The sequence below is a fragment of the Desulfurispirillum indicum S5 genome, assembly GCF_000177635.2.
Taxonomy (GTDB): Bacteria; Chrysiogenota; Chrysiogenetes; order Chrysiogenales; family Chrysiogenaceae; genus Desulfurispirillum; species Desulfurispirillum indicum.
In genome coordinates this window covers 2,678,253-2,699,826 of the sequence record NC_014836.1, presented here as the reverse complement: position 1 = coordinate 2,699,826, position 21,574 = coordinate 2,678,253, and the positions used below count along the sequence as shown (strand labels likewise).

Below are 21,574 nucleotides of genomic sequence, written 5' to 3'. Positions count from 1 at the left end.
TGCTCAGATGATAACCGCAGAACTCTATCGCTGCTTCAGTGTCCTCATGCGCTATCCCGATCTGCATATGGCGTCGGTGGCCCGCCAGGCGGCCCAGGCAGCCGCGTTTCTTCCCCAGGCGGCACAACCCCTGGAATTCTTCTGCGGGGTTGCGGAGGATTCTGGGGTGAAGGTCATGCAGGAGGCCTACACCGCGGCCTTTGACCTGCAGCCCCTGGCCGCCCCCTATGTGGGCTACCACCTCTTCGGTGATGATGCCCGACGCGGGCAGTTCCTGATTCGGCTCCAGGAGATCTACCGTCAGCGGGGCATTACTCCTGATCCCGGTGAACTGGCGGATCACCTGGCGACGGTCCTGCGCTTTCTGGCGACCACGGCGGGTTCAACGGAACATGGTGCCCTCGCCAGGGACGCGCTGCTGCCAGCTGTCAGATCCATCCATGGAGCACTGGCCCAGGGAGAAAACCCCTATCGACATATCCTGCAGTCCCTTGAGTACTGTATTGATCGCTCTGTAACCACGCTTTGTACTGCTCCCCCCGATGTGGAGGTGTTCCATGCCTGATCTGTTCTTTTTTGCCATATTCCCCTATGTCGCGGTGGTTCTCGCAATCGGTGCCACCTGGTATCGCTACTCCCGCGACCGTTACTCCCACTCTTCGCACTCCTCGCAGTTCCTGGAGAGTCCCATGCTCTACTGGGGTTCGGTGCCCTGGCACATTGCGATTTTCCTGGTTCTGGCGGCCCATCTGCTGGCCTTTCTCTTTCCGGCGGCCTGGGCCACCTTGGCCGGTCGGCCCTTGCGCCTGTATCTGCTGGAGGTCACGGGGCTGGCCCTGGGAATCACCACGGTTATTGGCATTGCCCTGCTGATGGTACGTCGCTTTACCCGGCCACGGGTAAAGGTGGTGACCACCACCATGGACTGGGTGCTCCTGCTCCTTCTGCTGCTGCAGGTCATCAGTGGTGTCGTGATCGCCGTTACCCTGCGCTGGGGATCGGTGTGGTATCTGCATACGGCCACCCCCTGGCTGTGGTCGCTGTTCAGTTTGAGTCCGCAGGTGGAATACATGGCCAACCTGCCCTGGATTGTCAAATTCCACGCGGTCAACGCCTTTGTCCTGATCGCGGTACTCCCGTTCACCCGTCTGGTGCATGTGCTGAGCGTTCCCCTGGGCTATCTGTGGCGGCCAGCCCAGGTGGTTATCTGGAACCGCAGGCGCACCACTGGTCATAACTGAAGACACGCCCGGCTGCGCGGCCGGGCTTTTTCGAGGTGGTTATGGCAACACGTCAGAAGCAACAGATTTCGGTGCTCGTCATGAGCACGCTGGCCTTTACTGCCTGTTTCGCCGTCTGGGTCATGTTTTCCGTTATCGGTATTCCCATCAAGGATGAACTGGGGCTCAGTGATACCCAGTTCGGCCTGCTGGCAGCCACGCCGATTCTCACGGGGTCGCTGATCCGCCTGCCGCTGGGAATGTGGACGGATACCTATGGCGGGCGCGTGGTTTTCACCCTGCTGATGATTTCCACTCTCATTCCCATCTGGTTGATCAGTGCGGCAACCACCTATTGGCACTTTCTGGTGCTGGGGCTCTTTGTGGGCGTGGCGGGGGGCTCTTTTGCCGTTGGTATTGCCTATACCGGCCGCTGGTTCAGCCAGGAACGGCGCGGTTTTGCCATGGGGATTTTCGGCGCCGGTAACGCGGGAGCCGCCATTACCAAATTTGCGGCACCTACCCTGGTGGTGGTCTATGGCTGGCAGGCGGTCCCCAGAATCTATGCGGTGGCCATGGCGGTGGTCGTGATCCTGTTCTGGTTTTTCACCTACAGTGACCCCAGCCACCGGGTGGGTTCCCAGGTCACCATTCGCCAGCAGCTTTCAGCCCTGAAGGATATCCGGGTCTGGAAGTACTGTCAGTACTATTCCATTGTCTTCGGCGGTTATGTGGCGATCTCCCTGTGGCTGACCCGTTATTATATCAGTGAGTATGGATTCGGCATCCAGACAGCGGCGCTGATTGCCGCCATATTCGTGTTGCCTTCGGGGGTGATCCGCGCTCTGGGCGGCTGGCTTTCCGATCGATTCGGGGCACATACGGTCACCTGGTGGGTTATGTGGACTTCCTGCATCTGTCTCTTCCTGCTCTCCTATCCCCAGCACGAGGTGACTTTTCATACCCTGCGCGGTGAGGTGACGCTCAGCCTGGGTCTCAATGCCTGGGTTTTCACCTTGCTGCTCTTCATCGTGGGTATCGCCTGGGGTTTCGGCAAGGCTTCTGTCTTCAAGTACATCGGCGACGAATACCCCGAAAATATCGGCGTTATCTCGGGCATTGTGGGCCTGATCGGGGGTTTGGGGGGATTTCTCTTCCCGGTGCTCTTCGGGCTTCTGGTGGATCTGACGGCCATCAACAGCAGCATCTTCCTCTTTCTCTTCGGAGCAACCTGCTGGTCGCTGGTCTGGATGTACTCAACGGAGGTGCGGGGATTGAAGAACCTCAAGCTCATTGCGGCACGGGGGGACGAGCTTTCGAAGAGGGATCGCCCATGACAGCTTCTGCACAACGCCTTCTGCCTCTTATTCTTTTCCTGGAGGAAATACCATGTCAAAGTCCCATTCTTCAGCATACCTCCTGACCCGCTGGGAACCGGAAGATCCCCGTTTCTGGGAAGAGCAGGGTCGACGTATTGCCCAGCGCAACCTCTGGATATCCATTCCCAATCTGCTGCTGGCCTTTGCAGTGTGGATGGTGTGGAGTGTCGTGGTCGTCAATCTGCCCAATCTGGGCTTTGCCTACAGCGCCAATCAGCTCTTCTGGCTGGCGGCACTGCCTGGTCTTTCCGGTGCGACTCTGCGGATATTTTACTCGTTTATGGTGCCCATCTTTGGCGGGCGGCGCTGGACGGCCATCAGTACCGCATCGCTTTTGCTGCCGGCCCTGGGTATCGGTTTTGCGGTGCAGAACACCGGCACTCCCTATGTGGTCATGCTGGTCCTGGCGTTGCTGTGCGGTTTTGGCGGCGGAAATTTTGCCTCCAGTATGGCCAATATCAGCTTCTTCTTCCCCAAATCTCAGAAGGGCACGGCCCTTGGCCTGAATGCCGGGCTTGGCAATCTGGGAGTCTCCACCGTGCAGTTTGTGGTTCCCCTGGTTATCACGGCGGGGGTCTTCGGGTTCCTGGGCGGTGAGCCCCTCACCTGGACCGATGGCAGCACCACAAAGCAGATGTGGCTGCAGAATGCCGGGTTCATCTGGGTTCCCTTCATTACTATCGCCGCCCTGGCAGCCTGGTTCGGCATGCATGACATCGCCACGGCCAAAGCGTCCTTCCGCGATCAGGCCATCATCTTTCGGCGCAAACACAACTGGCTGATGTGCTGGCTCTACCTGGGAACCTTCGGTTCGTTCATCGGCTATGCCGCTGGTTTTCCCATGCTGATCAAAACCCAGTTCCCCAGTATTGACGCCATGCAGTACGCCTTTCTAGGACCGCTGGTGGGTGCCCTGATCCGGCCGCTGGGTGGCTGGCTCTCGGATATGCTGGGTGGCGCCAAGGTTACTTTCTGGAACTTCATCGCCATGGCTGTTGCCGTACTGGGTGTGCTGTATTTCCTGCCTGCCAATGGCAGTGGTGGAAACTTCTGGGGTTTCCTGGCCATGTTTATGGTGCTGTTTATCACTACGGGTATCGGTAATGGCTCCACCTTCCGCATGGTGCCGGTCATTTTTATGACCGAGCGTTTGCGGGAAGCCGAAGGAAAAGGTGCCCAGGCGCAGGAACAGGCGGTACGGGACGCCAACAAGGAGGGTGCTGCCGTGCTGGGGTTCAGTTCGGCCATCGCCGCCTATGGCGGGTTCTTTATTCCAAAAAGCTATGGCACTTCCATCAGTATGACGGGTGGCCCCGAAATGGCTCTCTATGGCTTCATCGCCTTCTATATCACCTGCATTGCCATGACCTGGTGGTACTACGCCCGGCGTCACGCCGAAATGCCCTGCTGAGGCATTGTGTCTGCAGGGGCCGGGCACGATTTTCCGTGACGCTCTTGTCAGAAGAGCCCGTTGCCATTAGGATCACGGCAAATCCATCATCGGAGCAAGCCATGCAGCCATCAGTAATCGTTGCCATTGATTCTCTTCTGACCGGGCGGGTGCAGTCCATCGGCACTGCCGGGAAATTCAGCGGTATTGCCAAACAGGCCACCCTGGAGCCGTTGACGGTAACCCTGCTGGGCATAGAGGGTGATGAGCAGGCTGATACTCGTCACCATGGCGGCCGGGACAAGGCCATTCACCACTATGCGGCGGAGCACTATCGGGCCTGGCGGGAGGAGTTTCCCCTGGCCGACACTCACAAGTTCGCGCCTGGTGGATTCGGCGAAAACATCAGCACTGTCGGGCTGACCGAAGAGACGGTCTGTCTTGGGGATCGCTTTCGTCTGGGAGATGCGGAAGTTCAGGTTTCCCAGCCCCGTCAGCCTTGCTGGAAACTCAATGTGCACCTGGGGCATCCCCGCATCGCCCACAGGGTACAGAGCAGTGGGCGCACTGGCTGGTACTACCGGGTGCTGCGCACCGGCACGGTGAGCGCGGGTGATACCATGGAACTGCTGGAGCGGCCTCTGCCTCAGTGGCCCCTGTCGCGCATTATTGCCCTGCTCTACCATGACATGCTCAATACAACGCTGCTCGCCGAGTTTGTGGAGCTGGAAACGCTCCCCCAGGGGTGGCGTGAGCTGGCGCTGGGGCGTTTGCGCAGTGGTCAGGTGGAGGACTGGGAGAGTAGACTTTCTGGTCTGACGGAATGAAAAAAAGGGTTCATGCGGTAGCATGAACCCTTTTTCTGAGTGTGTTTCTTAGCGGGCGTATTCCACGGCGCGGGTCTCGCGGATAACGGTGACCTTGATCTGGCCGGGGTAGGTGAGTTCGGACTCGATTTTCTTGGAGATATCCTTGGAGAGCAGGTGGACCTGAGAGTCGTTGACCTGCTCACTTTTTACGATAATGCGTACTTCGCGTCCTGCCTGGATGGCAAAGGCCTTTTCCACTTCATCAAAGGAGTCGGCAATTTCCTCCAGCTTTTTCAGGCGCTTGATGTAATTCTCCAACACTTCGCGGCGGGCGCCGGGACGGGCGGCGCTGATAGCGTCACCGGCCTGTACCAGCACGGCTTCCACGGAGTCCATTTCCATTTCGCCGTGGTGGGCGCCGATGGCGTTGACGATTTCCGGTTTTTCTCCGTATTTCTTGGCCAGATCAGCACCGATAATGGCGTGGGAGCCTTCCACTTCGTGGTCCACTGCCTTGCCGATGTCGTGGAGCAGGCCGGCCCGTTTGGCAACCTGGACGTTTACTCCCAGCTCGGCGGCCAGGATGCCACAGATGTAGGCCACTTCAATGGAGTGCTTGTAGATGTTCTGGCCGTAGGAGGTACGGTATTTCAGGCGACCGATCAGGCGCACCAGCTCGGGGTGGATGTTGTTGATGCCCAGTTCGAAGATGGCGCTTTCGCCGGCTTCCTTGATGGTGCGGTCCACTTCCTTGCGGGTCTTTTCCACCACTTCCTCAATGCGGGCGGGGTGGATGCGGCCGTCGGTGATGAGTTTTTCCAGGGAGAGGCGGGCCACTTCGCGCTTGATGGCGTCGTAGCCGGAGAGAATGACGGCTTCGGGAGTGTCGTCAATGATGAGGTTGATGCCGGTGACATCTTCCAGGGCGCGGATATTGCGGCCTTCGCGGCCGATAATGCGGCCCTTCATTTCGTCATTGGGCAGATCCACCACACTGACGGTCATTTCCGAGACGGTGTCGCTGCTCAGGCGGCCAATGGCGGTTGAGATGTATTTCTTGGCTTTGCGCTCGGCTTCCTCCAGCGCTTCTTCTTCAATCTGTTTGGCCTGCTTGGCGGATTCCACGCGGGCTTCGTGGAGCATCTGTTCCATAAGCATCTGCTTGGCAGCTTCCTGGGTCAGACCACTGATACGCTCCAGCTCTTGGCGCTGGCGCTCCAGGCCGTGTTCCAGTTCGCGGGATTTCTCCTCCAGGTCGTTCTCCCTGGCCTGGATGGCGTTCTCCTTCTGGTTCAGGCGCTCTTCTTTCTGGTCAAGACTGTCCAGCTTTTTGTCGATATTGCCTTCTTTGCTGAGCAGGCGATTCTCGATCTGGCTGAGCTCCTTCTTGCGCTCTTTCAGGTCGCGTTCAGCTTCCTGGCGGGTCTTGATCAGCAGCTCCTTGGACTCAACTTCCGCTTCCTTGCGAAGCGTGGCCGCTTCCTGCCTGGCGTTCTTGACGATGGCTTCCGCTGTCTGGGCTGCTGCGCCCATGCTTTTCTGGGTAATATTCTTCTGGTAGTAGAATCCGGCAAAGGCTCCTATCACGATACCGCCGATGGCGGCTATCAAAATGAATTCCATGTCTTTCCTCCAAGTATGGATGTTTCTGTTATTATCATATGTACCTTTTTGTCATGTTCATGGGCGGGAATGTCGGTAAAGACATAACGCTCCAGGCTGAGGCCCACCAGCAGGCAGTGGTGGCGGGTGCGCTCAAGATAGCGGTCATAATAGCCTTTTCCGTACCCAATGCGGTTCAGATGCTCGTCAAAGGCCATGCCGGGCACGAACATCACTTCGGGCTGGTCGTCCACCGGGCAGTTCCGGGCGGGCTGGCGCAGGCCAAAGCGTCCTTTTATCAGTTGGTCTTCTGAGCCAAATCGGCAAAAGTGCATTTCTTCCGTGTTCTCAACCCGCGGCAGGAGCAAAGAACCGTTGTGCTGCATGAGATAGGAGTTCAGGGTGTCTACGGAAACCTCACCCTTGAGGGGAATATAGCTGGCAACCTTGCGGGAGAGACAGTGCCGCAGAAGGGCTATGGCCCGCTGGCAGACTATCCGGGAAAGATGTGAATGTTCCTCGTCGCCGAGGGACTGGCGAAGATTACGGCAGTGGTCTCGAACTTGCTGCTTCATGTTTTGCGAAAGTCCACAGAAAAAACCCCCGCACATGTCGTGTGAGTGGGTGCATTTGAACCTGGTCTAACCAGGTGGGCTACCAGTGCAGGGTTTCAGGCTTCCTCCGCAAGGGAGGCGTGCACACCACCCACAGGCCGGTATCCCGTTCACTTAGCATTGGCTCAAAACCACCACTTCATCACGTATCAGCGCAGGGGAATTCTACAAGTTGAGTTTGCCGTCTATTACCTTGAGGATATCCAAGGTCTTGTTCTTGGTGCTGGCTTCCATCTCCTGAGCCTGCCGCTGAGAGGCGAAGAGCTCCTCAGCGATATTCAGGGCTACCAGTACTGCCACCTTTTCCATGGAGGTCTGGGGCGCCTTGGCAGAAACTTCCCGGAATTTCCTGTCAACATAGTCGGCTAATTGCTCCACATGCTCCCGACTGCTCCCACCTTTGAGGGTATAGCGTTGTCCGTTTATGGTCACTTGCAAGAAGCTACTCCGACTGATATGACATTTCCCGGTTCAGCAGAATCCAAGAACATCTTTCGCGCGTGACTCCGCGTCCTACAGACTTGGAGTGACATCAACATTTTCCAGGGTTCCCAGTATAGACTCAACTCTGGTTTTATAGGTATTAATTTCCGCAGTGAGCTCTTCTATTCTCGCCGCATAGGAATCACGCAGGCTCTGATTTTCTTCTTTGAGCTGCTGGATGATCTCCTCGCTCTCCAGGACGGCAAGCTCCAGGTCTGAAACCTTACGCTCCATTTCCGTGCCCGCCTGTTCCAGGTGATCGTTACGGCTAATGAGCGCTTGTACCTTCTGGTTTAACATATCCAAATGGCTTAAGCTCATGGCGAATTCCCCTTTTCCTATGTTTAGAAAGTTTATACGTTCACTGTAACAGCTGTCAACGTTTTTCACCTGTCAGCGCAGGGTTCCGCCGGTTTTCCTGCTTACGCTTTCAACAATTGCCTTGATTTGCTGGTCAACTATGACATCGGTGAGAGTCTGACTGGCATCGCGGAAGACCAGGTGGAATGCCAGGGATTTGCGCTCCCCATCCAGCTGATACACGTCAAAGAGGCGAATATTCTCCAGATACAGCGCCCCTGATCCCCGCATGGCATCAATCACCTGCTGGGTCGTTACCGCCTGATTGACGACAAAGGCAAGGTCGCGCCAGGTGGAGGGGAAGCGGGAGATTTCGCTGAAGCCCCAGCTGCGCGCCAGGCTGCTGTTCAGCACGGGCTCCATCTCTATCTCGAAGACCGTTACCCGGGCCTCCAGATCAAGTGCCTGGCGCACCTGGGGATGGATCTCACCCAGATACCCGATGGTCACACCATCAAGCACAATATCGGCACTGATACCCGGGTGCAGCCAGGGCCGGGAAGCGGGGCGCACCTCAAGCGCGAGCCCCAGGTGATTCCACAGGAACTCCAGATCACCCTTCACATGGAAAATCCCCAAGGGTTGGGGAGAGTCGGTCCACCACTGCTTAGGCATTTCACCGCAAACCGCTCCAGACAGCAACAGGCGCGAAGGGGGAATCTCGCCGGTGCCATCGTGCCCTTCGCACACGGCATAGGAAATTTCCTGCAGGCGCAGGCTGTCCTGCCCCAGGTGCAGGTTGCCCTTGATGTTCATCAGCAGACTGGGAATCAGGCTGGTGCGCATCACCGCCAGCTCTTCCGATATGGCATTGAGCAGGTGTACGCGCTTGCCAGCCCCTAGAACTTTCTCCAGGTTGCTGGCGGAAGTGAAGGAGTAGTTGATCGCTTCGAAGTATCCGCGTCCGGCCAGAGTCTGCTTGATATCCAGCAGGGCCTCCTCGCGGGTCTTCTGGGGCGGCAGAGCCTCCACGGCCGGCAGGGCGGGCGCAATGTTGGCGTAGCCGTAGATACGGGCAATTTCCTCAATCAGGTCGACTTCACGGTGAATATCCCCCGTGTAGGTAGGCACCTGCACCTGCAGGACGTCATCCTGGGATGACAGGACAGTCATGCCCAGCCTTTGCAGAATCTGCACCACCTCTTCGACCCCGATAGTGGCACCAAGAATCTGCCGGATGCGCGGCAGGCGCAGAAGGAGTGTGCGGGGCATACTGACCGCCTTGTAGCAATCAACCGCACCGGGGGCAATGGTTCCGCCTCCCAGTTCCGCCATCAGATGGGCTGCCAGGTCAATGGCGTACTGGCAGCCATTGGGGTCAACGCCACGCTCGAAACGGTGGCTGGATTCGCTGTGCAGTGCCAGCCGCTTGGCCGTCTTGCGCACCACGCTGCCATCGAAGGTTGCGGCCTCGATGAGCACCGTGGTGGTTCCGTTGTCGATGGAACTGTGCAGGCCACCCATAACTCCGGCCAGGGCAATGGGCTTCTGCCCATCGGTAATGACCATATCCTGCTCCGTCAGCTCACGGGTGACTTCATCCAGGGTCACCATGGTTTCACCGGCGCGGGCGCGTCGCACCAGAACCTCTTTGCGTTCCAGCTTGTCATAGTCAAAGGCATGCAGCGGGTGACCAAGGCCCAGCATGATGTAGTTGGTAATATCGACAATATTGTTGATGGGTCTGATACCACAGGCTACCAGGCGATTCTGCAGCCACTGGGGCGATGGCTGGATACGCACGCCGGTTACAATGCGCGCCATGTAGCGTGGGCAATCGCCGGAGTCGCTGGTGTCAACCTGCACATATTCGCTGGCCGGTTTCCCCGCCTCCCGCAGATCCAGCTTCGCCAGGCGCACCTGACTGTTGGTCATGACGCTGACCTCCCGCGCCACACCCACATGGCTGAGGCAGTCGGAGCGATTTGGGGTCAGGCCAATCTCAATAGCCGTATCGCGCAGTTCCAGATACCGGGCCACCTCAGTGCCGATGGGTGCATCAGCAGGCAGGATAAAGAGTCCGCTGGAATGCTCTTCCAAGCCAAGTTCAGAGCGGGAACACAGCATGCCCTCGGACTGCACGCCGCGCAGTTTACTCACCTTGATGGCAAAGCCACCGGGCAGGACAGCCCCCGGCAGGGCAACGGGCACGCGGTCGCCACTTTTCATGTTGGTCGCCCCGCAGACAATGGAAAGACTGCGTTCCTGGCCAACGTTCACCACGCACAGGGAAAGCTTGTCCGCATTGGGGTGACCCTCGATGGATTCAATCTGGCCAACCACCACATGGGTGAAGTTGCCGTATTCGATGATGGCATCCACTTCCAGACCCTGCAGGGTCAGGCGATCGGCCAGCTCCCGCGGCTCCAGTGGAATATCCGTATATTCTTTCAGCCAGCTGTAACTTACTCTCATGGTTTATCCCCTTGTCACTGGTACTGCTTCAGAAAACGCAAATCGTTTTCAAAGAAGAGGCGCAGGTCATTGATCCCGTACTTGAGCATGGTAATGCGCTCTACACCCATGCCGAAGGCAAAGCCCTGATACACTTCCGGGTCGTACTTGACGGCCTCAAAAACATTGGGGTCCACCATGCCACAGCCCAGGATCTCCAGCCAGCCCGTCTCCTTACAGACGCGGCAGCCCTTGCCCCGGCACATGACGCACTGGATATCCACTTCGGCACTGGGTTCGGTGAAGGGGAAGAAGGAAGGACGGAAGCGCACAGCCGTATTCTCGCCGAACATGGCCTTGCAGAAATACTCCAGCACACCCTTGAGATCGGCAAAGGTGGTGCTTTGGTCGATCAGCAGCCCCTCCACCTGGTGGAACATGGGAGTGTGGGTGATGTCGCTGTCGCAGCGATACACCTTACCCGGCGCAATGATGCGAACGGGAGGCTGCTGGTTCAGCATGGTGCGCACCTGCACCGGAGAGGTGTGGGTGCGCAGCAGAATTTCTTCGGAAATATAGAAGGTATCCTGCATATCGCGGGCAGGATGGTTCTTCGGAATATTCAGGGCCTCAAAGTTATAAAAATCCATCTCGATTTCCGGACCTTCCTTGACGGTAAAGCCCAGGCTGGCGAAGATGGCAATGATTTCATGCATAACGCGTGTCAGGGGATGGAGCGCACCGGGAGTGTTGGGGCTGATTCCGGGGAGACTCACATCCACCCGCTCGCGCTGCAGGGCTTCGGCCTGCTCCAGTTCGGCGCAAGCATGAACCCTTGCTTCAAGGGCCATACTTATAGCCTGTTTGACTTCATTGACCACCTTGCCAGCGCTAGGCCGCTCCTCAGGTGCAACATCTTTGAGCTGCTGCATAGCAGCCGCAATAAAACCTTTTTTCCCCAGATAGTGTATTCGCAACTCATCCAGCTGACGTGTGCCGGGAGCTTCCTCAATCTCTTTAATCATGTCATTTATTTTTTCAAAGCTTTTCAATGCATCCCGAACTGGAGCGTTTAACTCATCTATCAAGCGGGGAACTATGGACAATCGTTCTAATGCCTCATTAATTGCTGCATCAGCTTTCTTTTTTGCTTCTATTGTTTCACTCATTAATCACCTGCGTGTACTGTAAGTGACAAAAAAAGCCTGGCCCGCAACAGGTGCAGGCACAGGCTCTTCATCTCGTCTTGGTATCAGGAATGGACTTTCAAAACCTCACAACGTTCACGAAGTTGCGATCAGGACAAAGCCCCTTTGGCTTTTCCTACCACAGCTTCAAATGAGGAGGGGCTGTTGACGGCCATGTCGGCAAGGACTTTCCTGTCAAGATGAACCTGTGCCTGTTTCAGACCGTGCATAAATCGGCTGTAGGAAAGGCCGTGGGGACGAACAGCCGCGTTGATGCGGATGATCCACAGACGGCGGAATTCGCGCTTGCGCACCTTGCGGTCGCGGAAAGCGAAATTCAGGGCCCGTACCAGTGTGGTATTGGCCATACGGAAGAGATTACTGCGGCCGCCGCGGTAACCTTTGGTTTGTTTGAGAACTTTTTTATGACGACGTCGTGTGACGAATCCACCTTTTACACGCATGTGTTCACCTCTTTCTTACGCGTACGGGATCATGCGCTTGACGTTGGGGACGTCAACGGCAGCAACCAGTGCGGGATTCTTGAGCTGAGATTTGCGCTTGGAGGACTTTTTCGTCAAAATATGGCGCATAAACGCCTGGTTTCGTCGTATTTTGCCACTGCCAGTCGCCTTGAAGCGCTTGGCGGCAGCTCTTTTGGTCTTCAGTTTGTACATGCTTATCTCCGTTATTTGGGTTTTACCGGCGCCAGCATCATGGTCATGTTGCGTCCTTCCAGTTTGGGAGGAGCTTCCACGGTGCACAGTCCTTCCATATCGGCAACCACTTTGTTCAGAATCTCGCGACCGATCTCGGTGTGGGCCATTTCGCGGCCACGGTACATGATGGTCACCTTGACCTTGGCACCGTCCTCCAGGAAACGCTGAGCATGCTTCAACTTGAAGTTGTAGTCATGTTCCTCGATCTTGGGGCGAAATTTCACTTCCTTGATGACGATGAGCTTCTGATTCTTTTTGGCTTCCTTCTGCTTTTTGGACTGCTCATAGGCAAATTTGCCAAAATCCATGATCTTGCAGACCGGTGGCTTTGCGGCCGGGGCGACTTCGACCAAGTCAAGGCCCCTGTTGTGCGCCGCTTCTAGCGCTTCTTCTCGGGTGAGGACACCCAGCATTTCGCCTGAGTCCAGAACAACACGCATTTCCGTGGCTCTGATTTCCTCGTTGATCTTTGGACGCTGATCCTTGCTAATACGTAAACCTCCTGTGATGTTGTGGGTGAGCCGATCCTGATATATTGCAAAGCCCGAAGGCGTATGCCACGTTAGCAGGCTGCTGAAAAACCCTCATCTGCGGTGTTGCTCGCCGTCGCGCGTCACTGCAACGTACGGGGAGTACGCTTCATTCCTTGCTCCGCGAGCGCCTTGCACCTGAGCATTTTTCAATTGCCTGCGTCTTTTGAGGTATTTCAGCAAGCTGTTAGGGGAAACCGATGATGTGGGCTGGTGCCACATGGTAGCCCATCGCCAGACGGGCCCGGTTGTTCTCCTGGTGAAATCGCTCCAGCAGTTCTTCCCAGCTGCTGGCAAAGGTATCCTTGTGCCCGTAGGCGCGCACCGCGAAGATTCGCTCTTCCAGTTCCTTTTTTCCCACCACCAGGGTGTAGGGGTGCTTCTGGGTCTGGCTGCGTCGAATCTTCTTGCCCATGGACTCACTGGACGCATCCACTTCCACTCGATAGCCAAGACGGGTGAGAATCTGGCGCAGCTGCTGACAGAAGGGCAGCAGTTCATCATTCACGGGAATGATACTGCACTGCACCGGTGCCAGCCAGAAAGGCAGGGCTCCCGCAGTATGCTCCAGATAAAGGCCCATGAACCTTTCAATGGAGCCCAGCACGGCGCGGTGAATCATAACCGGTGCCTGGCGCTGTCCCTGCTCATCCACGTAACTGGCGCCAAAGCGCTGGGGCATGGAGAAGTCCAGTTGCACGGTTGCCAGCTGCCAGGAGCGGCGGATGGCATCGCGAACCTGGAAGTCGATCTTGGGACCGTAGAAGGCGCCATCGCCCTCATTGATGGAAAACTTCACGCTAAGGCTGTTCAGGGCTGCTGCCAGAGCGGATTCAGCCTTCTGCCATATCTCGTCACTGCCGATACTTTTTTCGGGCCGTGTGGACAGGCCGATGGCGATATCCTCAAAATCGAATACTTTATAAGTTTTCAGGATTAAGTCAATCAGATTTTTGATTTCGTCTTCGATCTGATCGGGACGGCAGAAAATATGGGCATCGTCCTGGCAGAATGTGCGTACGCGCGTCAGCCCCTGGACTACCCCGCTGCGTTCGTAGCGGTGCAGGCGGCCGAAGTCGGCATAGCGCACGGGCAGGTCGCGGTAGGAGCGGCTTGAGGCGCCATAGATCATCACGTGGGTAGGGCAGTTCATGGGCTTGAGGGCATTATGCTGCCCATCCAGCTCCGTGAAGTACATGTTTTCCACGTAGTTGTCATAGTGACCGCTGCGCTTCCACAGTTCCACATCCATGACCTGGGGCGTGATCACTTCGCCGTACCCGTAGTAGCGGTACATTTCGCGGATAAACTCCAGCAGCTGGTTGTAAACCACGGTTCCCTTGGGGTGGAAAAATGGTGAGGCCACGGCCACTTCCGGGTCAAAGTGGAACAGATCCAGTTCTTTGCCCAGCTTGCGGTGATCGCGCTTTTTCGCTTCTTCCAGGAAAAACAGGTATTCCCTGAGCTCTTTTTCCGTGGCGAAGGCGGTTCCGTAGATACGCTGCAGCATGGGCCGCTTTTCATCTCCACGCCAGTAGGCCCCGGCGATGCTCAGGAGTTTGAAGCTGCCGGCGCCAAGCTTTCCAGTGCTGGGAATGTGCGGACCGCGACACAGGTCCAGGAAACTGCCCTGCTGATAGATTCCCACCTGGTCATCAAGAATATCCTGCTGCAGGAGCTCCACTTTGAAGAGTTCTCCCTGTTGCTTGAAAGTGTTTATGGCTTCGGCGCGTTCCATTTTGCGACACACGAAGGGTTGGTCGGCGGCGGCGATTTCCGCCATGCGCGTTTCAATCTTTTCCAGATCCTCGGGCACGAGGCGGTGTTCCATATCGAAGTCGTAGTAGAAGCCTTCGCTGGTGGAGGGGCCGATGGCCACTTTCACCTTGTCGCCACCAAAGAGGTCCTTGACGGCCTGGGCCATGATATGGGAGGCAGAGTGGCGTAGTACGTCCAGGCCTTCGGCGGAGCTGGCGGTGATGATTTCCAGAGTGGCATCTGCCGTCAGGGGGGTATTCATATCAACCAGGACACCATCTACACGGGCGGAAACGGCATCTTTGGCCAGACGCCTGCCAATGGACAGGGCGACTTCCATGGGAGTCACCGGGCTGTGTTCAAAGTGTTTCTGGGTACCGTCGGGGAGCGTGATGCATAGCATGGGTGTTCTATCCTTTGTTCAGTTTTCTCTGTGCTCTATCGTTTTATTCAATGCCCAGTTCGCGCAGCAGGGAGTTGACGGCGTGCTGGTCCCGCTCGATTTTGGCTTCCTCTTCAGCGGGCCGCCTGAAGGGGAACGGTTCCTGGGCCGTTGGCTGAGAGGCTGATGTCTGCACACCAAGGGGGATCAGGGAATCCATGTCGGCCAGCGTGGCCTTGAAGTCGCGCAGCTTCTTGCTGAGCTTCTGGATACGCTGTTTGGTGATGTCCTGGAATTCCATGGCGCCCATGATGTTAAAGACGTGGTCAATGGACTGATCCACATCCTTGACCAGTGCATGGACTTTCTCCAGGCGTTGTTGGCTGTCAAGGCTGCCAAACTGGGCGCGGGTTTCGGTGAATTCGTCCTGAAAGGCGTTATTGCTCTGCAGTATCTTCTCGGAAAGATCAAGGATCCGGTTGGTGCTGCGTTCAGCGTATTTGCTGCTGTCATAGAGCGCGGAGATGATGGCGGGAACTTCTTCCCTGGCGGTATTGATAGTCACTTCACTGGCAATGAGCAGCGACTGGATGCGCGAAAGAAGCATGCCGATTTCGGGATCGCCATGGAAGTCGGAGGAAAAGCTGCCTGCCAGGAGTTCGTCCAGGTAGAGCGACACTTCCTGCTCGGTATCCTCACGGCCCGCTACGGGCTTTTTTTTTTCAGTTTCTTCAGGACTTTGCGGCTCGTCCGCCTTGTCCAGGATGTCTTCCAGGGGCTCCGGGACAAAGTCTTCTTCAAAGCGGCCGGGTACTGTGCCCGGCCAGCGGAAGGCGGTTTCGATATTCCACTCGTCCTCACCGTTCTCACTGGCGATGTCCTGCTTTTCAACGGAGTTCAGGATACTGTCCAGGTCTTCAAGCTCAGCGGCGAGGGAATCGGGGGTATCCAGTTCCTCCAGCTCGTCTTCACTGATGCGCATGGAGGTTTCCCCCATGATTTTTTCCAGTTCGGCCTGCTGACGGGAGAGTTCGCCCATCACTCCATCGAGAACGGCGTTGTGATCCGGGGATACTGATGCTGTCTGCGCAGCGGGAGATATCGGCGGTACCTCGGCGGCAGGCCCGGGCAATTCCTCAACTTCCACCGAGGCTTGAGGCTCGCTTGGCGCCCCCGGTGGTTCAGGCTTTTTTCCGGCAGCCTCTGCTTCGGCGAGCTCCGCCAGACGACGTGCGTTTTCGGCTTCGCGTTTTTTCAGTTCCAGGGCAATCAGCTCATCTATGCGCTGGGTGCCGTCGTCGGAAGGCATTTCCTCTTCAGGCTCTTCCTGTTCTATCTGCTGGAGCTTTTCCAGCCTCTGGGCGTCTTCAGCTTCGCGTTTCTTGAGTTCCAGCGCGATCAGCTGGTCAAGATCATCCAGTTCCTCGGCGGGCAGGCTGGAGAGCTCTTCGCCCATCTGGGGAAATTCTTCCTCAGGTTCTTCCTCTGGCTGCTGTGCCAGCCTTCGGGCGTCTTCGGCTTCACGCTTCTTGAGTTCCATCGCGATCAGCTGGTCAAGATCGTCCTGTTCTTCGGCAGGGAGGCTGACAACCTCTTCGCCGCCTCTGGCACCTTTCGGGGTGGTTTCTACCTGCTGTGCCAGTCTCTGGGCATCTTCGGCTTCGCGCTTCTTCAGCTCCAGGGCAATCAGATCATCAAGGTTATCCAGTTCGTCTTCACTGAGGGCTGGTTTGGAAGGAGTGCTTTCCTCCACGGGGGCCATGGCAGTTGCCACTGGCGTCTGCGGTGCGGGTGTGGGGGCTGGCTTGGCGGCCTTGGGCTCGGATTTCGGGACAGCGACGAACTCTTCAATCGCGGTTCCCTGCCCGCGTTTTATCTTGCGTTCAAGCTCGCTCTCATAGTAGCGGCCACTCTCGTTTTTGAAGCCGACAACGCGGTTGAGATCTATGATGATCAGCAGGCGCTTGTCGGTTTTGCCGACGCCCAGCAGATACTCGTTGCTGATGTGTCCGATCAGAGGTGGGGTGGGGTCAACCCGGTTCACGGGAATTCGTATGACCTCTGTCACGCTGTCCACAACGAATCCCATGGTTTCATGGGCCAGATCGATCACCATGATGCGGGTGTCGTTGTCGAAGTTGTCGGGAAGGCCAAAGCGCTTGCGCAGATCAATAACGCAGATAACCTTGCCGCGGAGGTTGATGACTCCCTTGACGAAGGGCTGGTTTTTGGGCACTCGGGTGATGTGCATGCGCTTGTTGATTTCCTGGATATTGTGAATATCTATACAGTACTCTTCTTCACCCAGCTTGAAACCAACTAACTGCAGGGTGCTGTCCATATTTTCCTGCTCTTCGGATCTCGCGTGGTGCTGGCGCTCCAGAGTCGTCATGATCCCCCCTCGCCTACGGTGTTTCGCTGTTTTTATTCATGAAATTGATCTGACCGACGATATTCTTGAGCGACTTCACGGAAGTGGCGTTCTCATCGGCTGCCGCCACGGGACGAGCTTCGCGCATATGCTGTACCACGGCCATGTCGTAGGGCAGGTAGCCGATAAACTTCGCTTCCAGCAGCAGGTACTTGCGGATGATCTCCTCCAGGCCCTGTCCGACCCTGCGGTCACCGTCTTCACGGACCATGTTCATGATGATCAGTGGACGGACTTCCTTCAGGGTGTTCTGCAGCTTTTCAGCCATTTCCGGCCGGAACTCCCCGATCTCCTCAATGAGATGGCGGGTCTTGAAGGTCTGTTGAGGGTTCTCGGCGTACTTCTTCAGTATATCGGTAATAACGGAGTTCCCCTTGAACAGTTCCATGGTCATGCGGAAAATACAGTTTTTCAGAAAGCTGTAGACGTTTTCCACGCTGGTGGGTTCCGGTGTTACCACCACGACGCCCCAGTCAGCTGTCAGGAACATGTCAATGCGATCCTGGGTGCTGCCTGCGCCCAGGTCAAGAATGACGTAATCGGCCTTGAGCTTCTGGACGGAGCGTATGAACTTGCCTTTCGTGGCATGGTGCATGTTGATAAGCGGCGTTACGTCCACGTGGGCGGAAATGAGCCGCAGATTGGGATAAGGTGTTTCAACGGCGACATCTTCCATATCACTGATACGAGCTGGCTTGGAAACAAAATCCGCCAGGGAACGGTCGGGTTTCCCCATTCCCAGGCAGGTATGCAGGTTACTGCAGCCAAAATCAGCGTCTATGACGATAGTGCGCTTGCCGTATTTGGCCAGCAGTATAGCGATGTTGGATGATATCAGGGTTTTGCCGACCCCTCCTTTGCCGCCGCCGATAGCCAGAATTTTGGTCTGTTGTCCACTACTTGCCTTCATGGTGCTCCCGATAACGCTTTATAAGAAACAAAGTCAAAAAATATGAAGCCGCTGCACAGCACAGCCCTACCACTCCAAGCCCGATCAGAAGCTGAATCAGATAGGGCTTCATCACCTCAAGGGCATTGTCCATGCCCAGGGAGGTCCACTCAAACTCCTGGTTTTCTCCATAGGGATAGACCAGCATTCCGGCGTGAAAGCTTATCCACAAAAGGGGGACGAAAGTCACCGGATTGGTGAACAGCGACCCGGAGACAACGGCTACCACGTTCAGGCGCAACAGCCATGAAAGCGCAATGGACAAAGCCGTCTGCACACCAAGCAGAGGGATAAATGCAATATATACCCCTATTGCAAAGGAAATTGCAATCTTTTTGGGAGGCGCGTCCAGGTGGATGATGCGCTGGTACCACCCTCGCAAATCCACATAGGGGCGCAGTCGCCGTCGCCACAGTCGCAGGTAGACTCTCTGCCGGTTAGCTCTCCGGCGCTTCTGTATCCTCATGTACCACCGAATCAAGTGGTTCGGTCAGCGCTATTTCCAGCACTTCCCGCACGTGCTTGACCACATGTATCGTCAGTGTATCGCGTATCTTTTTGGGAATATCGCGCAGGTCCTTTTCGTTGCCTTTGGGTATGATAATGGTTCTGATGTCTCCACGGGCAGCTGCCAGGGCCTTTTCCTTCAGCCCGCCGATGGGCAGGACATTGCCGCGGATGGTGATTTCACCGGTCATGGCCACGTCATGGCGTACGGGAATGCGGCAGATGTCGCTGACGATGGCCGTGGCGATGGTGATGCCTGCGCTGGGCCCGTCTTTGGGTATGGCTCCCGCCGGCACGTGCACGTGGTAGTCACGTTTGCTGAAAATATCCGTTTTCAGCTTCAGCTCCAGGGCCAGGTGCTTGGCATAGGTCAGGGCCGCGTGGGCAGACTCTTTCATGACATCTCCCAGTTGCCCGGTGAGCATCAGATTTCCCTTGCCCGACATGCTGGCGACTTCCACCAGGAGGATTTCTCCGCCCACCTGGGTCCAGGCCAGGCCATTGACCACGCCGATATTGTCTTCCTTGTTCTCCTCATCGGGCAGGAACTTTGGCGTGCCCAGGTAGTGGTGGAGGTTGGTGACGCTGATGCGGTGGATCTTTCTGTGGCCATCGGCGACTTTTTTCGCCACCTTGCGGCACAGCTTTCCCAGTTCCCGTTCCAGGTTGCGCAGTCCCGCTTCGCGGGTGTACTGGCGTACCACCTGTTCCAGGGCTTCCTGGGAGAGGTTGATATACTCTTCGCTGATGCCGTTGGCTTCCATCTGGCGGGGAATCAGGTACTTGCGGGCGATCTGCAGCTTTTCCTCTTCGGTGTAGCTGGAGAGCTCAATGATCTCCATGCGGTCGCGCAGAGCGGCCGGGATGGAGTGCACATTATTGGCGGTGCAGATGAACATGACACCGCTGAGGTCGTAGGGCAGGCCGATGTAGTGGTCCTGGAAGCTGTTGTTCTGTTCGGGGTCCAGCACTTCCAGCATGGCGCTGGAGGGGTCGCCCTTGTAGTCGTATCCCAGCTTGTCAATCTCATCCAGCATGAACAGGGGGTTGACGGTTCCGGCCGTCTTCATGCCCTGTACGATCTTGCCCGGCATGGCGCCCACGTAGGTGCGACGGTGGCCGCGAATTTCCGCCTCATCGCGCACGCCTCCCAGGGAGATGCGCACGAACTTGCGTCCCAGGGCGCGTGCAATGGATTTGCCCAGGGAGGTTTTGCCGGTTCCCGGAGGTCCGGCGAAGCAGATGATGGGCCCTTTCATGTCGGGCTTGAGCTTCTTGACACCCAGGTATTCAACAATGCGGTCCTTGATGTCCTGCAGCCCGAAGTGGTCTTCGTTGAGGATCTGCATGGCTTTTTTCAGGTCCAGGTTATCCTTGGTCTTCTTTTTCCAGGGGATTTCGATGAGCCACTCCAGGTAGGTGCGGATGATATTGGCTTCGGAGGCGTCCTGATGCATGCGGCGATAGCGCCCCAGCTGTTTCATGGCCTCCTTGTGGACATCCTTGGGCATGCCGGCCTTGCTGATCTTCTCTTCCAGCTCCCGCACCTCTTCGCCCACATCGTCAGTGTCTCCCAGCTCCTTCTGAATGGCTTTGAGCTGTTCGCGCAGGTAGTACTCCCGCTGCAGCTTGTCCATTTCGCCTTTGGCTTCCGTCTGAATCTTCATCTGCATGTCAAGCAGCTTGAGCTCCTTGGACAGCAGGTCGTAGACGCGGCGCAGGCGCTTGACCGGATGGGGTTCCGCCAGCACTTCCTGGGCGTCTTCCACCTTGAGTGACATGTTGGCGGCCACGATATCGGCCAGTTTGCCCGGATCATCCATGGAGTCAATGAGCGCCAGGACATCGGGCAGGATCATGCGCCCGTACTGTACCATCTGGCCGAGGTGCTCTTTGACATTGCGGATAAGGGCTTCCGTACGCACGCCGCTGGTGTTCACCTGCAGGTCGTCGAACTGGCGCACCTCCACTTCATGGTAGCCTTCACGGGCAAAAAACTGCTCGATCACGCCCTTGCGCAATCCCTGTACCAGCACTTTTACCCGTCCATCGGGAAGGCGCAGCATACGTATGATGGATGCCACGGTGCCGGTCCGGTACAGGTCGTTTTCCTGGGGGTTCTCCTGGCTCGGATCTTTCTGGGTGGAAAGGAAGACGTATCGATTGCTGGAAAGCGCTTTATTGACGGCATTTACCGAAAGATCCCTGCCGATGAACAGGGGCAGCAACATAAAGGGGTAGACGACGATATCCCGAATGGGAAGCAGGGGCATGACCGTTGGGATATTGGCCAGCAGAGCCTCCTCAGTCACTTCCAGACTGGCGGTTTTCTCATCGGTGTTTGCGCCTGTTTCGGGCACATGCTCCTGATGATCGCTGTGTTCATCGTCCCGCTGATGGTTATTGTCCTGCATAATGCTCCTCTATCTGTATTTCGTAATGGTGTTCTTTGGGTATGGTGATGGTGAGAACCCCCAGGTCATAGCGGGTGGATATGTCGCGCGGGCGCACCGGCGCACTCAGATGCACAACGCGGTGAAACTGTCCCGCCTGGCGCTCCACCTGCAGGTAGCGTCCGCCCTCGGGCAGCGCCGGATGAGGCAGTTTCCCCCGGATAACCAGGTTGCCCGCCCCATAGCTCAGGTTGACCTGTTGCGGATCAATGCCGCCTGGCAGATCGATTTCCAGGAAATAGGCTTCGCTGGTCTCAAAGATATCCATTGGGGGAAAACCGGTATTCCCGAAGTGACGGGCCAGATATGATGACTGGGGCGTCATATCTTCTCCGTTTTCCATGAGAAGCTGAAAATGCAACACACTCATGCGTTCACCATAATCTGTAACTTGATCGCGCAGTATA

The 21,574-nt window shown here is 56.6% G+C and carries 20 protein-coding genes and 1 other RNA gene; 5 read left to right on the top strand and 16 right to left on the bottom strand.

Going from position 1 to position 21,574, the window contains the following annotated elements; translation table 11 throughout:
- Positions 1-7: 7 nt before the first annotated feature.
- The 5 genes from narJ (at position 8) to SELIN_RS12580 (ending at position 4,816) form a co-directional block, all read left to right on the top strand.
- Positions 8-565, top strand: coding sequence for a nitrate reductase molybdenum cofactor assembly chaperone (narJ, locus tag SELIN_RS12600; protein WP_013507027.1), 558 nt, complete (start codon positions 8-10; stop codon positions 563-565).
- Positions 558-1,241, top strand: coding sequence for a respiratory nitrate reductase subunit gamma (narI, locus tag SELIN_RS12595; protein WP_013507026.1), 684 nt, complete (start codon positions 558-560; stop codon positions 1,239-1,241). Before narJ ends, narI begins: the two co-directional genes overlap by 8 nt.
- Positions 1,242-1,282: 41 nt before the next feature.
- A complete protein-coding gene (locus tag SELIN_RS12590; protein ID WP_013507025.1) occupies positions 1,283-2,557 on the top strand; it encodes an MFS transporter in 1,275 nt (424 codons plus the stop codon).
- Positions 2,558-2,609: 52 nt separating this feature from the next.
- Positions 2,610-4,010 carry a NarK family nitrate/nitrite MFS transporter gene (locus SELIN_RS12585; protein ID WP_013507024.1) on the top strand — a complete coding sequence of 467 codons (1,401 nt, stop codon included), beginning with the start codon at positions 2,610-2,612 and terminating at the stop codon, positions 4,008-4,010.
- 101 nt (positions 4,011-4,111) lie between these two features.
- Positions 4,112-4,816: an MOSC domain-containing protein gene (locus SELIN_RS12580; protein WP_013507023.1), complete on the top strand. Its 705-nt coding sequence runs from the start codon at positions 4,112-4,114 to the stop codon at positions 4,814-4,816.
- Positions 4,817-4,864: 48 nt separating this feature from the next.
- Here the strand turns inward: SELIN_RS12580 and rny are convergent, their stop codons facing one another.
- The 16 genes from rny to SELIN_RS12505 all read right to left on the bottom strand — a co-directional run bounded on the left by rny (position 4,865) and on the right by SELIN_RS12505 (position 21,537).
- Complete coding sequence (gene rny, locus SELIN_RS12575; protein ID WP_013507022.1) at positions 4,865-6,421, bottom strand: ribonuclease Y; 1,557 nt, start codon at positions 6,419-6,421, stop codon at positions 4,865-4,867.
- Positions 6,406-6,975: a 5-formyltetrahydrofolate cyclo-ligase gene (locus SELIN_RS12570; RefSeq protein WP_013507021.1), complete on the bottom strand. Its 570-nt coding sequence runs from the start codon at positions 6,973-6,975 to the stop codon at positions 6,406-6,408. The genes rny and SELIN_RS12570 overlap by 16 nt, the downstream gene beginning before the upstream one ends.
- A 21-nt stretch (positions 6,976-6,996) precedes the next feature.
- A non-coding RNA gene (gene ssrS, locus SELIN_RS14935) (6S RNA) lies at positions 6,997-7,178 on the bottom strand.
- A 1-nt stretch (position 7,179) separates the two neighbouring features.
- The gene (locus SELIN_RS12565; protein WP_226509095.1) at positions 7,180-7,446 is read right to left on the bottom strand and encodes a cell division protein ZapA; all 267 of its coding nucleotides are present in this window, start codon (positions 7,444-7,446) and stop codon (positions 7,180-7,182) included.
- A gap of 81 nt (positions 7,447-7,527) precedes the next feature.
- Positions 7,528-7,818, bottom strand: a complete 291-nt coding sequence (locus SELIN_RS12560; protein ID WP_013507019.1) for a hypothetical protein — start codon at positions 7,816-7,818, stop codon at positions 7,528-7,530.
- Between the two features lie 72 nt (positions 7,819-7,890).
- Positions 7,891-10,272, bottom strand: coding sequence for a phenylalanine--tRNA ligase subunit beta (gene pheT / locus SELIN_RS12555; RefSeq protein ID WP_013507018.1), 2,382 nt, complete (start codon positions 10,270-10,272; stop codon positions 7,891-7,893).
- A 14-nt stretch (positions 10,273-10,286) separates the two neighbouring features.
- The gene (gene pheS / locus SELIN_RS12550) at positions 10,287-11,276 is read right to left on the bottom strand and encodes a phenylalanine--tRNA ligase subunit alpha (protein ID WP_156788080.1); all 990 of its coding nucleotides are present in this window, start codon (positions 11,274-11,276) and stop codon (positions 10,287-10,289) included.
- A 272-nt stretch (positions 11,277-11,548) separates the two neighbouring features.
- Positions 11,549-11,902: a 50S ribosomal protein L20 gene (gene rplT, locus SELIN_RS12545; protein ID WP_013507016.1), complete on the bottom strand. Its 354-nt coding sequence runs from the start codon at positions 11,900-11,902 to the stop codon at positions 11,549-11,551.
- A 15-nt stretch (positions 11,903-11,917) separates the two neighbouring features.
- Positions 11,918-12,115, bottom strand: a complete 198-nt coding sequence (gene rpmI, locus SELIN_RS12540) for a 50S ribosomal protein L35 (RefSeq protein WP_013507015.1) — start codon at positions 12,113-12,115, stop codon at positions 11,918-11,920.
- Between the two features lie 11 nt (positions 12,116-12,126).
- Positions 12,127-12,648, bottom strand: a complete 522-nt coding sequence (gene infC / locus SELIN_RS12535) for a translation initiation factor IF-3 (RefSeq protein WP_083806053.1) — start codon at positions 12,646-12,648, stop codon at positions 12,127-12,129.
- Positions 12,649-12,874: 226 nt separating this feature from the next.
- A complete protein-coding gene (thrS, locus tag SELIN_RS12530) occupies positions 12,875-14,848 on the bottom strand; it encodes a threonine--tRNA ligase (RefSeq protein WP_013507013.1) in 1,974 nt (657 codons plus the stop codon).
- Between the two features lie 43 nt (positions 14,849-14,891).
- Positions 14,892-17,219: a chemotaxis protein CheW gene (locus tag SELIN_RS14930; RefSeq protein WP_013507012.1), complete on the bottom strand. Its 2,328-nt coding sequence runs from the start codon at positions 17,217-17,219 to the stop codon at positions 14,892-14,894.
- A gap of 13 nt (positions 17,220-17,232) precedes the next feature.
- Positions 17,233-18,168, bottom strand: coding sequence for a nucleotide-binding protein (locus tag SELIN_RS12520; protein WP_013507011.1), 936 nt, complete (start codon positions 18,166-18,168; stop codon positions 17,233-17,235).
- Entirely contained in the window at positions 18,155-18,673 is a 519-nt protein-coding gene (locus SELIN_RS12515) for a DUF2062 domain-containing protein (RefSeq protein WP_013507010.1), read from the bottom strand. Before SELIN_RS12515 ends, SELIN_RS12520 begins: the two co-directional genes overlap by 14 nt.
- A complete protein-coding gene (gene lon / locus SELIN_RS12510) occupies positions 18,645-21,128 on the bottom strand; it encodes an endopeptidase La (RefSeq protein ID WP_013507009.1) in 2,484 nt (827 codons plus the stop codon). Before lon ends, SELIN_RS12515 begins: the two co-directional genes overlap by 29 nt.
- Entirely contained in the window at positions 21,115-21,537 is a 423-nt protein-coding gene (locus tag SELIN_RS12505) for an Hsp20/alpha crystallin family protein (RefSeq protein ID WP_013507008.1), read from the bottom strand. The genes lon and SELIN_RS12505 overlap by 14 nt, the downstream gene beginning before the upstream one ends.
- Between the last annotated feature and the right edge of the window lie 37 nt (positions 21,538-21,574).

Bases quoted from the DNA above. Each gene is read 5' to 3' on its own strand.
- lon (WP_013507009.1), bottom strand. From the start codon at position 21,128: ATGCAGGACAATAACCATCAGCGGGACGATGAACACAGCGATCATCAG.
- SELIN_RS12590 (WP_013507025.1), top strand. From the start codon at position 1,283: ATGGCAACACGTCAGAAGCAACAGATTTCGGTGCTCGTCATGAGCACG.
- rplT (WP_013507016.1), bottom strand. From the start codon at position 11,902: ATGCGTGTAAAAGGTGGATTCGTCACACGACGTCGTCATAAAAAAGTT.
- SELIN_RS12505 (WP_013507008.1), bottom strand. From the start codon at position 21,537: ATGAGTGTGTTGCATTTTCAGCTTCTCATGGAAAACGGAGAAGATATG.
- rny (WP_013507022.1), bottom strand. From the start codon at position 6,421: ATGGAATTCATTTTGATAGCCGCCATCGGCGGTATCGTGATAGGAGCC.
- SELIN_RS12580 (WP_013507023.1), top strand. From the start codon at position 4,112: ATGCAGCCATCAGTAATCGTTGCCATTGATTCTCTTCTGACCGGGCGG.
- SELIN_RS12570 (WP_013507021.1), bottom strand. From the start codon at position 6,975: ATGAAGCAGCAAGTTCGAGACCACTGCCGTAATCTTCGCCAGTCCCTC.
- narI (WP_013507026.1), top strand. From the start codon at position 558: ATGCCTGATCTGTTCTTTTTTGCCATATTCCCCTATGTCGCGGTGGTT.
- thrS (WP_013507013.1), bottom strand. From the start codon at position 14,848: ATGCTATGCATCACGCTCCCCGACGGTACCCAGAAACACTTTGAACAC.
- pheS (WP_156788080.1), bottom strand. From the start codon at position 11,276: ATGATTAAAGAGATTGAGGAAGCTCCCGGCACACGTCAGCTGGATGAG.
- pheT (WP_013507018.1), bottom strand. From the start codon at position 10,272: ATGAGAGTAAGTTACAGCTGGCTGAAAGAATATACGGATATTCCACTG.
- narJ (WP_013507027.1), top strand. From the start codon at position 8: ATGATAACCGCAGAACTCTATCGCTGCTTCAGTGTCCTCATGCGCTAT.
- SELIN_RS12520 (WP_013507011.1), bottom strand. From the start codon at position 18,168: ATGAAGGCAAGTAGTGGACAACAGACCAAAATTCTGGCTATCGGCGGC.
- SELIN_RS12585 (WP_013507024.1), top strand. From the start codon at position 2,610: ATGTCAAAGTCCCATTCTTCAGCATACCTCCTGACCCGCTGGGAACCG.
- SELIN_RS12560 (WP_013507019.1), bottom strand. From the start codon at position 7,818: ATGAGCTTAAGCCATTTGGATATGTTAAACCAGAAGGTACAAGCGCTC.
- SELIN_RS12515 (WP_013507010.1), bottom strand. From the start codon at position 18,673: ATGAGGATACAGAAGCGCCGGAGAGCTAACCGGCAGAGAGTCTACCTG.
- rpmI (WP_013507015.1), bottom strand. From the start codon at position 12,115: ATGTACAAACTGAAGACCAAAAGAGCTGCCGCCAAGCGCTTCAAGGCG.
- SELIN_RS14930 (WP_013507012.1), bottom strand. From the start codon at position 17,219: ATGACGACTCTGGAGCGCCAGCACCACGCGAGATCCGAAGAGCAGGAA.